At 60.3% G+C, this 12,471-nt stretch carries 14 protein-coding genes; 9 read left to right on the top strand and 5 right to left on the bottom strand.

The genetic code is table 11. The features are described from left to right. Position 1 precedes the first annotated feature (1 nt). From ACB035_RS01265 to ACB035_RS01285, 5 genes are read left to right on the top strand one after another with little or no spacing between them, the layout of a single operon-like run. The gene (locus ACB035_RS01265; protein WP_371166483.1) at positions 2 to 886 is read left to right on the top strand and encodes a type II secretion system F family protein; all 885 of its coding nucleotides are present in this window, start codon (positions 2 to 4) and stop codon (positions 884 to 886) included. Positions 887 to 905: 19 nt separating this feature from the next. Next, on the top strand, positions 906 to 1,664 hold the full coding sequence (locus ACB035_RS01270) for a tetratricopeptide repeat protein (protein ID WP_371166484.1): 759 nt from the start codon (positions 906 to 908) through the stop codon (positions 1,662 to 1,664). Next, positions 1,661 to 2,134, top strand: a complete 474-nt coding sequence (locus ACB035_RS01275; protein ID WP_005359316.1) for a TadE/TadG family type IV pilus assembly protein — start codon at positions 1,661 to 1,663, stop codon at positions 2,132 to 2,134. The genes ACB035_RS01270 and ACB035_RS01275 overlap by 4 nt, the downstream gene beginning before the upstream one ends. Further along, positions 2,131 to 2,622: a pilus assembly protein FlpK gene (locus tag ACB035_RS01280; protein ID WP_371166485.1), complete on the top strand. Its 492-nt coding sequence runs from the start codon at positions 2,131 to 2,133 to the stop codon at positions 2,620 to 2,622. Before ACB035_RS01275 ends, ACB035_RS01280 begins: the two co-directional genes overlap by 4 nt. Beyond that, positions 2,622 to 4,004 (top strand): pilus assembly protein FlpL, encoded by a 1,383-nt coding sequence (locus ACB035_RS01285; RefSeq protein ID WP_371166486.1) that lies wholly within the window; start codon positions 2,622 to 2,624, stop codon positions 4,002 to 4,004. The genes ACB035_RS01280 and ACB035_RS01285 overlap by 1 nt, the downstream gene beginning before the upstream one ends. A gap of 49 nt (positions 4,005 to 4,053) precedes the next feature. On the opposite strand, the gene yiaY is transcribed toward ACB035_RS01285, so the two are convergent. Then, positions 4,054 to 5,205: an L-threonine dehydrogenase gene (yiaY, locus tag ACB035_RS01290; protein ID WP_371166487.1), complete on the bottom strand. Its 1,152-nt coding sequence runs from the start codon at positions 5,203 to 5,205 to the stop codon at positions 4,054 to 4,056. A 382-nt stretch (positions 5,206 to 5,587) separates the two neighbouring features. Between yiaY and udp the strand changes: the two genes are divergently transcribed. Beyond that, positions 5,588 to 6,343 carry a uridine phosphorylase gene (gene udp, locus ACB035_RS01295; protein WP_005337975.1) on the top strand — a complete coding sequence of 252 codons (756 nt, stop codon included), beginning with the start codon at positions 5,588 to 5,590 and terminating at the stop codon, positions 6,341 to 6,343. A 140-nt stretch (positions 6,344 to 6,483) separates the two neighbouring features. Here the strand turns inward: udp and ACB035_RS01300 are convergent, their stop codons facing one another. After that, positions 6,484 to 7,212 carry an RluA family pseudouridine synthase gene (locus ACB035_RS01300; RefSeq protein ID WP_323895318.1) on the bottom strand — a complete coding sequence of 243 codons (729 nt, stop codon included), beginning with the start codon at positions 7,210 to 7,212 and terminating at the stop codon, positions 6,484 to 6,486. A 222-nt stretch (positions 7,213 to 7,434) separates the two neighbouring features. Here ACB035_RS01300 and rihA point away from each other — a divergent pair, with 222 nt between their 5' ends. Then, positions 7,435 to 8,370 carry a pyrimidine-specific ribonucleoside hydrolase RihA gene (rihA, locus tag ACB035_RS01305; protein ID WP_371166488.1) on the top strand — a complete coding sequence of 312 codons (936 nt, stop codon included), beginning with the start codon at positions 7,435 to 7,437 and terminating at the stop codon, positions 8,368 to 8,370. Between the two features lie 33 nt (positions 8,371 to 8,403). After that, entirely contained in the window at positions 8,404 to 8,871 is a 468-nt protein-coding gene (locus tag ACB035_RS01310) for a hypothetical protein (protein WP_120415200.1), read from the top strand. An 86-nt stretch (positions 8,872 to 8,957) separates the two neighbouring features. On the opposite strand, the gene ACB035_RS01315 is transcribed toward ACB035_RS01310, so the two are convergent. The 3 genes from ACB035_RS01315 to ACB035_RS01325 all read right to left on the bottom strand — a co-directional run bounded on the left by ACB035_RS01315 (position 8,958) and on the right by ACB035_RS01325 (position 11,579). Beyond that, a complete protein-coding gene (locus ACB035_RS01315) occupies positions 8,958 to 9,254 on the bottom strand; it encodes a helix-turn-helix domain-containing protein (protein ID WP_005337957.1) in 297 nt (98 codons plus the stop codon). Next, entirely contained in the window at positions 9,251 to 9,781 is a 531-nt protein-coding gene (locus ACB035_RS01320) for a DUF1523 family protein (RefSeq protein ID WP_005350438.1), read from the bottom strand. The genes ACB035_RS01315 and ACB035_RS01320 overlap by 4 nt, the downstream gene beginning before the upstream one ends. Before the next feature lie 175 nt (positions 9,782 to 9,956). Further along, on the bottom strand, positions 9,957 to 11,579 hold the full coding sequence (locus tag ACB035_RS01325; RefSeq protein WP_371166489.1) for a methyl-accepting chemotaxis protein: 1,623 nt from the start codon (positions 11,577 to 11,579) through the stop codon (positions 9,957 to 9,959). A 232-nt stretch (positions 11,580 to 11,811) separates the two neighbouring features. On the opposite strand from ACB035_RS01325, the gene ACB035_RS01330 reads away from it, so the two are divergent. Then, positions 11,812 to 12,444 (top strand): LysE family translocator, encoded by a 633-nt coding sequence (locus ACB035_RS01330; RefSeq protein WP_371166490.1) that lies wholly within the window; start codon positions 11,812 to 11,814, stop codon positions 12,442 to 12,444. Positions 12,445 to 12,471 lie beyond the last annotated feature (27 nt).

Consider the following 12,471-nt stretch of genomic DNA (forward strand, 5'->3'; position numbering starts at 1 on the left):
CATGACTGTTATCCAACTATTCGCATTGGCACTGCTATCGCTTGCGCTTGCCGCAGTGACAGGCTGGTACGGTTACCGGCAACAGCAACAGTGGCAACAACAGTGTCGCCGTTATGCCACTCTTGCCGCGGCAAAAGTGCCGGGGCAAGAGTGGCTGGCGTGGTGCGGCCGCGGTTATCCGGTGGGCGGCCGCGAGCAGGCACGCTTGCAGCAGTTACTGGCGCAAGCCGGGATCTTTGCCAGCCAGGGTTTTGACCGGTTACGGGGGGCCAAACTGCTGGGGGGGCTGGGGTTGGCCATCATGGTGCTGACATGGCGCCTGCTGGGTGCCCCGGCCGATGGATTCACCCTGATGTGGGTACTGATGGCCTATGTGGTAGGGGCCGGTTTGCCGGAGCGCTGGCTGCAGTGGCGGGCCCGCAAGGTCAAGGCGGCTCAGCAGAAGGTGGTGCCTGATGCCATCGACCTGCTGGTGATCAGCGTCGAGGCGGGGCTTGCGCTGGATCGGGCGTTGCTGCGAGTGGGTCACTATCTGGAGGCGTCGGAGCCGGGGCTTGCCCGGCAATTCTTGCGTACTCATGCCGAGATCCAGATGCGCGGCGATCAGGCCAGCTGTCTGGCACGGCTTGCCTGGCGGACCGGCTTGCCCGAGCTGGATCGTCTCGCCAACACCTTGCAGATGGCTCAGCAGTACGGGTCGCCATTGGCCGAGACCATGCGCACCATTAGTCAGGAGGCGCGCCTGATGCGGAGACTGGCACTGGAGGAGCAGGCTGGCTCCCTGCCGGGCAAGATCACCCTCATCCAGATGGCGCTCATCATGTTGCCCATGCTGGTGCTGATCATTGCCCCCACCCTCAATTTGTTGATCAACAGCCTGCGTTGAGCAGGTGATGGAATCGGATATGAAATCAAGCTATTACCTTATTTTTATCTCGCTGCTTCTGCTGGCGGGATGCAGCAGCCATGGTGATGCATCGGCGCAGAGTCAAAGCAATGGCATGGCGGTGGCCAAGGCCGCTTTTGATTCTGCCCAGTATGAGAAGGCTGAACGCCTCTATCTGGCGCTCTTGAGCAGTGCTGCCTCGCTGGAAGAGGCGCAGTTGATGCTGGCGCGAACCCGTTATCAGCAAGATAAAAAGCAGGCCGCGCGCGATGGTCTGCAACAGCTGCTAGACCGCGCTGGCAAGCAGGCACCGGAGGCGGCCAATTATCTGGGCAAGTTCCTGCTCGATGATGGTCGTACGGAGGAGGCCGCAACCGCTTATCGTCAAGGGCTAGCCTTGCCGGAGCTGACACCGCTGGCACGGGCCCGGCTCAGCAATGGGCTGGGGGTAGCCAGTCTGCGGCAGGGGGCGTTTGTCAAAGGGCGTGCGCTGTTTGAGGCGGCGGTCGCCGCTGCTCCGGATGAGCCTGACTATCGCGGCAATCTGGCATTGGGCTGGCTGATGGAGGGTAACCGGGTCGCAGCTCGTCAGGCCTTCGAGCCGCTGCTGCATTATCAGAGCCTGCCACCCCAGGTGGAGATGAACTACGCCCTGCTGCTGCTGGCTGAGGGCAATGAACCTCAGGCTCGCCTCATCCTGTCGCGCTTTCTCAGTGCCAGCCAGCTGGAACACGATATCCGGCTGCTCAAGGCGCAACTCAGAGGGCAGTCTGTGTGAATCATCAGCGTGGCGTGGCCAGCATCGAACTGGTGATCATCTTGCCACTGCTGCTGGCGTTGTTGTTGCTGGTGGTGGATGTGCTGCGGATACAGCTGCAATACAGCACCCTGGAGTATGGCCTGCGCGCTGCATTGCGGGAGCTGCAGGCCGAGTCGGCCGCAGGGCGTATCCCCTTGGCTGGCGCTATTCGGGAGCGGTTACTCAAGCAAGGGCACGGTGAATTGGCCGGGGTGGAGGTGACTGTCAGGCATCATGTGTCACTTGCAGCCATGTTGGGGCAACAAGAGGGGGGGCTGGATCCGGGCAGTGACACCCGTGCGCCTGCCGATCCCGTGCTGGAGGTGACTGCCAGACTTCGCCCCCGTTTGCTGCTGACTCCGAGCTGGCTGGTGGCCGATCGCCAGCTGGGTTATCAGAGCACCTTGTTGTTGCTGACTGACCGGTTGCCGGCAGGTGGTGCAGGATGAGCAGAACCATCTCTCGACCCGCACAAAACAGAGGGAGCATCAGCATCGAGGCGATGCTGTTTATCCCCGCGCTGTTGGCCCTGCTCAGTTTTGGCAACGAAGCATTGCAACTGCTGCGCCTTGAACAACGGTTGCACAATGTGGCCTATAACGTGACGCAGATCGTGACCCAGCAAGGGGTCACGCAGGATGCGGCGGCAGTTTCCCAGCTGGCGTTTTATCAAGGATTTGTGCAGCAGCAACTGGCGGCTCTGCATGGTGGGCAAGCGGCGTTGACCATAGAGCAGTACAACAGCGCCAATGGTGAACTGTTGCCGCTGTTGCAGGGAAGTGGCTGTGCCGGGCAGGGCAATTGGCCGCCGCTGCGGGTTGGCACCTTGATGCGGGTGACCCTTTGCTATCGCCCGGATGTGGACGGGGGGAGCATGTTTAGCCGCCTGTGGGGCGATCGTGCGTTGACCACCCACTTTATTCAGGAGGTTCACTGATGCCACTATTGTCTGAACAGCGTGGCGGCTTATCTCCGGCATTCGCATTGATGCTGGTCGGGGTATTGGCGCTGACCGGGGTCGCTATCGAGTTGGTGCGCGGTTACAACGGCCAGAGTCTGCTCAGCGCCGCTGCCGATGCAGTCATCTACTCTGCGGCAGATAGCGACACAGCCTTGCAAGATGCCCAGGCGCTGATGCAGGCCAATCTGAGTGGGCGTAATCTGCAGGTGGCTACTCCCCGCCTGAGCCAGGGAGAGCAGGGGGCGCAGTTGACCTTGCAGGGAAAAGTTCCCGCTCTGATGGATCTCTCGGCGATAGATGAAGGGGAGGAGGGGATGCCGATTGCGGCGGCTGCGCGTGCCAGCAGTGCACGAAGCCGGATCGAAGTCGCGCTGGTGCTGGATATTTCCGATTCCATGTCAGGTGCACCCATGAAGGCGATCAAGCAGGGCCTTGTCGAGTTTGGCGAGGTGCTGTTTGGTCGCGAGCGGCGCAATCAGGATCGGGTGGTCAGCATCATTCCCGCCACCGGGCTGGTCAATATCGGCGATCATCCCGAGCTGTTTCATCCCGAAAGCATCGAAATTCCCTTCGGGTTGCGGACGCTGGCAGAGGAGCATGGTTGGCCCAATCTGTTGTCGCGAGAGGTGCCTGGGCGTCAACGCAAGGCATTCTGTGCCAGATTGCCGGAACATGTTGATGGTATCGATCGGGTGGCAGAGGTCACGCCCGGCTGGATCCGCAAACTGGAGCAGGCCCCGCGGGATGAACTGAGGCCCCATCTTTTTTACAGCACCAAGCCTCCCCCCATTGCCCGTTATGGCGATGGGACGCCCTTGCTGGCCTTTGCGCCCAAAGAAAATCCGCTGGATCGCTATCTGGAGAACCGCCGTGACAAGCTCGGTATTTTCGATGATGCAGATTGCGGGGTCAGTCCGATCCAGCCTCATCTTGCGACCCGTGCCGACTATCGTCAGGCGCTTGATACCCTCTATGCCGCATTCAATACCAACACGGCAGAGGGGGTGATGTGGGGTTGGCGGCTGCTTTCACCAGAGTGGCAGGGACGCTGGCGGCAGGGGGCGGCAGCTTTGCCGCGCCCATATGGATTACAGGATAACCGCAAGATCATGGTGCTGTTTTCCGATGGGGAACACATGACCGAAGCGGCATTGCGGGATCGCAAGCAGTTGCTGTTATGCCGGGAGATGAAACGCAAGGGGATCCAGATCTACACGGTGGCGTTCGAAGGGGATACCCGTTTCGTGGCCCAGTGTGCCAGTGATCGCTCCCTGGCCTTCAAAGCAACCAAAAGCAATATTCGTACTGTACTGACCCGGTTGGCGAGCTCCATCAACGATGTCGTGTTGACGAAATAATGCAAAGAGGGGCCTGATCGGCCCCTCGCTATTCAAGGTGTTAACAGGGTCACATCGCCGCGTGGAAGATGGCAACGATCTCTTCGTGGCTCGCCTGTTTCGGGTTGGTGAAGCCGCAGGCATCTTTCAGGGCGTTGCTGGACAGGGTATCGAAGTCATCGGCCTTGACGCCGAGTTGCTCCAGACCGGCCGGGATCTTCACATCCAGCGCCAGCTGCTTGATGGCGGCAATGGCAGCGGCGGCGCCCTGTTCGTCGTTCATGGCGCTCACGTCAACACCCATGTAGCGGGCCACATCCTTCAGACGAGCGGCGCTCACCTGGGCGTTGAACGCCTGAACGTGGGGCAGCAGCACGGCGTTACAGACACCGTGGGGCAGGTCATAGAAACCGCCCAGCTGGTGGGCCATGGCGTGCACATAGCCCAGGCTTGCGTTGTTGAAGGCCATGCCGGCCAGGAACTGGGCATAAGCCATCTGCTCGCGGGCATGCAGGTCATCGCCGTGGTGAACGGCGGTGCGCAGGTGCTTGGCAATCAGCTCGATGGCCATCACGGCGCTGGCATCGGTTACCGGGGTGGCGATGGTGGAGACATAGGCCTCGATGGCGTGGGTCAGGGCATCCATGCCGGTGGCGGCGGTGAGACCGGCCGGCTTGGCCAGCATCAGCTCGGGATCGTTGACCGACATCAGCGGGGTAACGTGCTTGTCGATGATGGCCATTTTCACGTGGCGCGCTTCGTCGGTGATGATGCAGAAGCGGGTCATCTCGGAGGCGGTACCGGCAGTGGTGTTGATGGCGATAAGCGGCAGTTGCGGTTTGGCGGAGCGATCCACCCCTTCGTAATCCTTGATGCTGCCACCGTTGGCGGCGACCAGCGCAATGCCCTTGGCGCAGTCGTGGGGCGAGCCGCCACCCAGCGAGATGACACAGTCGCAGCCGTTGGCCTTGATCATCGCCAGACCCGCTTCAACGTTGCTGGTGGTGGGGTTGGGTTTGGTCTCATCGAAAACTGCGCTTTCAATGCCATGTTCAGCCAACAGGGTGGTGAGCTTGGCGACCACGCCGATCTGGTTGAGGATCTTGTCGGTGACGATCAGCGCCTTGCGATAGCCGTAACCCTTGATATCGGCGGCAGCCTCTTGCAGACAGCCGGCACCCATCAGGTTGATAGCGGGAATATAGAACTTGAATGTAGCCATGATGGACTTCCTATAGTTAGCCATTAAGTGGTAGTTGAGAGCTAGGCTACCATCTAGAAAGGGATACAAAAGCATCTTGTTTACAACTTTACGGGGTCGATCACGAGTCGTTAATTAAGCGCTGAACCAGGCTTGACTTTCCCGCATCTGACTCGATTAGCAGAAAAACGTTTGTCAATTATTTCATTGAGTTAGCAAACGTTTTGCGCAATGTTTGTCACTGTCAATGCGTGGAAGTGTGAGGCGCTTCAAGGAATTGGAAAGCGCTTTCGACCATAGTTGGCGCCTCCCCGAAGAGGGGGGTAAAGGCTTGAAAGTATCATAAAGAATCATCTTAACTTGTGCCCTGACCATGCTGGCAGGGGGCAACCAGGAGTCCAATATGTCTGATGTATTTCACTTGGGTTTGAAGAAAGCGGATCTGCAAGGCGCCACCCTGGCGATCGTCCCCGGTGACCCCGAGCGCGTGAAGCGTATCGCAGAGCTGTTGGACAACCCGGTGCACCTGGCCAGCCATCGTGAATTCACTACCTGGCGCGGCGAGATGGACGGCAAGGCCGTGATCATCTGCTCTACCGGTATCGGTGGCCCGTCCACCTCCATCGCGGTAGAAGAGCTGGCCCAGCTGGGTATCCGCACCTTCCTGCGTATCGGCACCACCGGCGCCATCCAGCCGCACCTGAACGTGGGTGATGTGATCGTGACCACCGGTTCCGTGCGCCTCGACGGTGCCAGCCTGCACTTTGCACCGATGGAGTTCCCGGCTGTTGCCGACTTCGACTGCACCACCGCACTGGTGAACACCGCCAAAGAGATGGGCTCCAAGCTGCACATCGGTGTGACTGCCTCCTCTGACACCTTCTACCCGGGTCAGGAGCGTTACGACACCGTATCCGGCCGTGTAGTGAGCCGTTTCCAGGGTTCCATGAAAGAGTGGCAAGCCATGGGCGTGCTGAACTATGAGATGGAGTCCGCAACCCTGCTGACCATGTGCTCCAGCCAGGGACTGCGTGCCGGTATGGTGGCTGGCGTTATCGTCAACCGTACCCAGCAAGAGATCCCGAACGCCGAGACCATGGCGAAGACCGAATCTGATGCCATCAAGATCGTACTGGGCGCTGCCCGCAAGCTGATCTGATAGCACCACAAAGAGTGGGGGGTGGGGGCCGTTGCGAAAGCGCGGCCCCTATCTTTATCCGCCGTTTGCCGCTTTTCCTCTCCCGTCACGCCTTTCACTGATCCCGTCGCACTCGCGCTGGTTGTCTCTACTTATTGCTCCTAAAAAGGCGCTGCACAGCGGATCTGCATCGGCTCGCCGCTCACCGGATGAGCAAAATCCAGCTCGCTGGCATGCAGCATCAGCCGCGGCGCCTGTTCGCAGCCGGGCGGCAGCAGGCCACCATAGAGATCGCAGCCGAGGATGGGGTGGCCCAGCAGCTGGCTGTGGATGCGCAGCTGATGGGTGCGGCCGGTCTCCGGCACCAGTCGTACCCGGGTCAAAGGCACGGTCTGCCCCTGTATCTGCTGCGCCAGCCGTTCAACCACCCGATAGCGGGAGCGAGCGGGTTTGCCGCTGGCGGCGCAGATCTTCATCAGCGGAAAGATCGCTGGATCCTTGGCTATAGGGGCGTTGATAACTCCTTCGTCTTCAATCAGATGGCCGCACAGCAGGGCGCTGTAGGCCTTGCTCACCGCCCGTTGGCTGAACTGCTGGCAGAGCTGGGCGTTGATGGCCTTGTTTTTGGCCACCACCATGATGCCTGAGGTGCCAAAATCGAGGCGATGCACCAGGGTGCAGCCGGGGAAATCCTGCACCAAGCGATAGTGAACCGAGTCGAGGTTTTGCGGATTCTTGCCCGACAGACTCAGCAGGCCGCTCGGCTTGTTGATGAGCAACAGATGCTCATCTTCGAACAGGATCTCGATGGCGGCATTGCAGGGCGGGGCAATAAAGGTGTCGACGATAACGGACATAGGTGGCACAGGCTGGAAACGGGGGGCGATCATACCCGAACCGGCGCGGCCGGGCGAATGGGTGGTGCGCAGCCTCGGAAAATGAACGGCATGACGCCATGCAAACTTTTGATAGTGAGCCGTGTTGAGCGAGGTGGCGTGCCGTGCAAACCGCCCAGGTCAGCAATAAGGCCCCGTTTTGTGACCCCTTCCCGAGTTCATCCGAGGCTTGCTTGTTAAGGTATGGCTCCCTGTTATGTTGTAAGGACTCATCCCATGGCACAGCCCGTTATTCTCGATTGTGATCCCGGCCACGACGACGCCATCGCCCTCATTCTGGCGCTGGCCAGCCCTGAACTGAAGGTGCTGGCGGTTACCACCAGCGCGGGCAACCAGACGCCGGACAAGACCCTCAACAATGCCCTGCGCATCCTCACCTTGCTGGGGCGGTACGATATTCCGGTGGCGGCCGGGGCGCCGAAACCGCTGGCCCGGGAGCTTATCATCGCCGACAACGTTCACGGCGAATCGGGTCTCGATGGCCCCAAACTGCCGGATCCCGCCTTTGCACCGCAGGGGATGACGGGGATCGAGCTGATGGCCAGATGTCTGCGCGAGAGCCCGGAGCCCGTGACTCTGGTGCCGACCGGCCCGCTGACCAATATCGCCCTGCTGCTGGCGGCACATCCCGAGCTCAAACCCAGGATTGCTCGCATCGTGCTGATGGGGGGCGCCGCAGGGGCCGGCAACTGGACGCCGGCCGCGGAATTCAATATTTATGTGGACCCGGAAGCGGCCGATATGGTCTTCAAGTCGGGCATCCCCATCACCATGTGCGGCCTCGATGTGACCCATGAGGCACAGGTGATGGATGAGGATATCGAGCGGGTGCGCGCCATCACCAATCCGGTGGCCCAGTGCGTGGCCGGGCTGCTCGACTTTTTCATGATCTACCATCGGGATCCCAAGTGGGGATTTGCTGGTGCACCGCTCCACGACCCCTGTACCATTGCCTGGTTGCTGGCTCCCGAGCTGTTCCACGGGGTCGAGTGCCGGGTCGATATCGAGACCCGGGGGGAGCATACCGTGGGGATGACGGTGGTGGATCGTTATGGTCTGACCGGCAAGCCAGCCAATGCGCTGGTATTGTTGGGGCTGGATCGTCCGGGCTTTATCGATCTGCTGGTGACGCGGCTGCGGGCGTTTGACTGAGCGCAGGTTCATTTTTGCAAGAAGGGGCGGGGAATGTGGAAGAGAGGCTTGGTGCTGCTGGCCGGGTTGCAACTGATGGGCTGTGCGACGCCATTCGAGCGGATGTGGCAGGGGCTGGCGACCTGTGAATTTACCGATCTCTATGTGGATGAGACGGGCAGGCCCGCCAATCTACAACTGGCCAACTACACCCCCTACAAGGTGAGTGACGGCTTTGCCTGGTACAAGGTGCACGAGGAGCTGCACGGCTTGCCGGTGGTCGGCTTTATCGTGCCCGCCTCCAGCTTCGAAGTGCATGCCCTGTTTGTCGATACCCCCATCGCCAATGCCCGCCGGTTGACCCACAACGCCTACGGCAGCGAGTTTGGTGACGAGCAGAAGCATGATGAGGGATTGGCACCCCTGCTGCTGCGCGATCCCAACAACCCCAAGCGCTCCATCATCGACTGCACCCGCGGCGAGTCTGACGGAGAACTTGAGGATTCGGCCATGCCCGAGTAGAGCCACCTGTCATGCCATCGGCCTGAAGAAAGAGGGGCCAGCCTTGTCGGCTGGCCCCTCTTTTTTATTGTTGCTTAGCGCCCTGATCAGGGATAGCTCAACGTCTCTTTGATAAGCGGCAGTTGAGCCTTGATCCACGCCGGGTTGATGGGGCCCCAGTCGCTGATGCGGTAGTGCCCCTGCAGGTGGCGAGCCCCCTCGGTCTGCTCGAAGGCGCAGCTGATATCGAGTTCGGCCAGTGCCGTCAGGGTATCCTGCGCGGTGCGGCGCGGCATGCCGGTTGCCTCCATGATGGCAGGCACCGTATCCGTGCCCTGACTGATCAGCCAGGCCACGTAGAGTCGCCGGTAAAAGCTGGTGCGGGTCTTGCTCGGCTCACTCATAGCTCGTCCTCAAGACGATCGAAGTAGCGCCAGGTCGCAATGGCTGCTTTGCCCATCACCAGCGCCCAGAGGCCGAACCAGAACCAGCGGAAGAAGCTCCAGGTGGAGGCGTCAGGCTCTGTGCTCTCGATCTTGGTGACGTTGGGGAACATGGAGAACATGTTCACGCGCCAGCCGTAGGAGGTGATGATGGCCAGGCGTTTCTCGAACTCCATGGACTTGGCCTTGGCCTGGACGTCGGCGGCGTTGAACTTGAAGTAGAAGGGCCAACCCCACTCGGTATCTTCATTGCGAAACACCCGGATCTTCTCGCCGGGGCGCTCGGTGTAGATGTAGTAGACATCGGTGGTGGGGCCGTCAGCCGGGTTTTTCTGGCTGATGGGGCCATCCTTGTCGGTGCGCTTCACCTCGACCCCGGTGATGGTGGCGATGGTGTGCTCCGGCAGGTAGTAGTCGAGCCAGGCGGCGGAAATGAGGGCGATGAGCCCCAGTGCGATAAAAGCGGGTTTCTTGAATCTCAGGCTCATGGTGTGCTCACGTGAGGGGGAGTAACGTGCCTCTACCATACCGATATTTGACAGGGCAGCCCAGCCCCTTATGGCGCCACAAGCCAAAAAATGGCGTTTAAAACAGAGACAAAGCCATTGCTCCATCAACAAGAAAGGCCCTTGCGGGCCTTTTTGTCTGGTTCACTTTGTGCGCTTACAGCTGGAATTGAGCCAGCTGTTTGCGTTGCTGCTCGGCGAGCTGGGAGAGCTCGTTGCTGGCACTGGCGCTCTGGCTGATGCCGGCGGAGCTCTGGCTCACGATCTCGTGAATATTGGTGATGTTGCGGTTGATGTCGGCAGTGACGCAGGACTGCTCCTCGGCGGCGGTGGCGACCTGGGCGTTGGCGTCGTTGATCTGGCGCACGGCACCGGTAATGCCGCTCAGCAGATCCTGCACCTGAGCGGACAAGCGCTGGTTATGGCTGAGGATCTCCAGAGTCTCCTGTACGCCGTTGTTGGCGGATTGGGACTGGCTCTGCAGCCGCTCGATGATGGCCTGGATCTCCTTGGTGGAGTCCTGGGTACGGGCTGCCAGCATTCTCACTTCGTCGGCCACCACCGCAAAACCACGACCCGTTTCACCGGCACGGGCCGCTTCGATGGCGGCATTGAGCGCCAGCAGGTTGGTCTGCTCGGAGATCCCCTGAATCACTTCAATTACCTTGCCGATCTGCTCGGACTGGGATTTGAGCTGAGCCACGATGGCGGCGGCATCTTCCAGACTGCCTGCCATCCGGCTGTTGGCGGCGATGCTTTCGGTAAAGAGGGCGAGCCCCTGTTCGACCCGGCCATTGGCATCCCGCGCCAGCTCATCGGCGATGGCTGCGTTGTGGTTGACGTTGTCAGCGGTGCTGGAGAGTTCGGTCACGGCGGAGGCGACCTGTTCGATCTCGCTGTGCTGCTGCTTTGCATTGGCCTCGGACTGGGTCATCACGGCGGCCAGCTCGGTGGCGGCGGAGGCGACGCTGTTGCTGATCCCGGTCAGGTTCTCGATGGTGTTGCCGAGCTGGGTAAGAGTGAGGTTGATATCTTTGGCCAGACGGGTCAGCTCGTTGTTGCCCTCCGCTTTGGCGCGCACGTTGAAGCGCCCTTGCGCCACGGCGTGCATCACCTCTTGCAACTGACCGATGGGGCTGACGATGCGCCCGGAGAGGACCCAGCCACAGATCAGCGCCGCCAGCAGGGTACCGGCGGTGAGCAGCAGGGTACGCAGCAGGGTGGCGTCGTAGTGGGCCTGCTCGTCGGCCAGCTCTTGCTGGATCAGCTGGTTGATGTGGGCGGACATGCTGTCTATCTGCTTGATCAGCTGTTCACCCAGCTCGCGGAAATGGAGGCGAGCCGCCTCGTAGGCGACCGGATCGCCGCCACCCTGATGTTTTTGCGCCAGCAGTGGCAGCATGTTGCTGCGGGTATGGCTGAGGTAGGCCTGCAGGGCGGCAGCGACCTGCCGGTTATCCTGCTCGGCACCGGGGAGCACCAGACGGCTGAGGATGGCGTTGATCTCCTGCTCGGCGCTGTTGAGGTTTGCGGGCAGAGCGGCAAACAGCTTGGCATCGTAGAGGCCATAGATGGCGCTGGTGCGCAGCCGGTAGGTGGCGTGGATCAGTTTGGCAATATCGTCCTTGTGCTGGACCACGGTCTGGGTCGTCTCATCTATGTCATTGATGGCTTCATCCAGACCCTGTTTGCTGATGGCGATCATCACCATCATCAGCAGGCTGGCCAGCAGCAAAGGTATCAAGACCTGGACACGTATTGATAGATTATTCAATGACATAAATGGCTCTAATCCGGAATTGGAGGAGCCGACATATTACACATGCACGTCAGGAGCTGTCACAGGCTTTTATTGCTGAAATGTGCTGAAGAAAAGGTTTTTTCTTGTGAGAAAGGAGCCATTTAGGCATGATTGAGCGCTTTATCCCCTGAATATGTGGTACAACTGGCTGGGTTGTGTCAATCCTGTCCCGTTTTCGTGATTTCCCGCTCTCGTCATATGGAGGTGTGTTGTGTCCAGCTGGATCGATCCGGCCATTCTGGCTCTGTTTATCCCGACCTTTTTCTTTGTCTCGGTGACCCCCGGCATGTGCATGACCCTGTCGATGACGCTGGGGATGAGCCTGGGTGTGCGCCGTACCCTGCACATGATGTGGGGAGAGCTGATCGGGGTCGGGCTGGTCTCGGTGCTGTCGGTGATCGGGGTGGCAGCCATCATGCTCAACTATCCGGGGATCTTCGCCGCCTTCAAATATGTGGGGGGGGCCTATCTGGTGTGGCTTGGCATCCAGATGTGGCAGGCCAAGGGGAAGATGGCCATTCCGGCGGATCTCTCGGCCGGTCAACAGACCAGCGCCATGGGGCTGGCGCTGCAGGGCTTTGTCACCGCCATCGCCAACCCCAAGGGGTGGGCCTTCATGATCTCCCTGCTGCCCCCCTTTATCTCTGCCGACAAGCCGATGGCGCCGCAGATCAGCGCGCTGGTGGCGCTGATCCTGGTCATCGAGTTCTCCTGCCTGTTGCTCTACGCCAGCGGCGGCCGCACTCTGCGCCACTTACTCGCCAAGAGCGGCAACGTCACCCTGATGAACCGCATCGCCGGTACCCTGATGCTGGGGGTGGGAGTCTGGCTGGCGCTCGGGTAAGAGCTGTCAGTGACTCTCGCCACAAAA

This window comes from Aeromonas sp. S12(2024) (assembly GCF_041402305.1).
Lineage (GTDB): Bacteria > Pseudomonadota > Gammaproteobacteria > Enterobacterales > Aeromonadaceae > Aeromonas > Aeromonas veronii.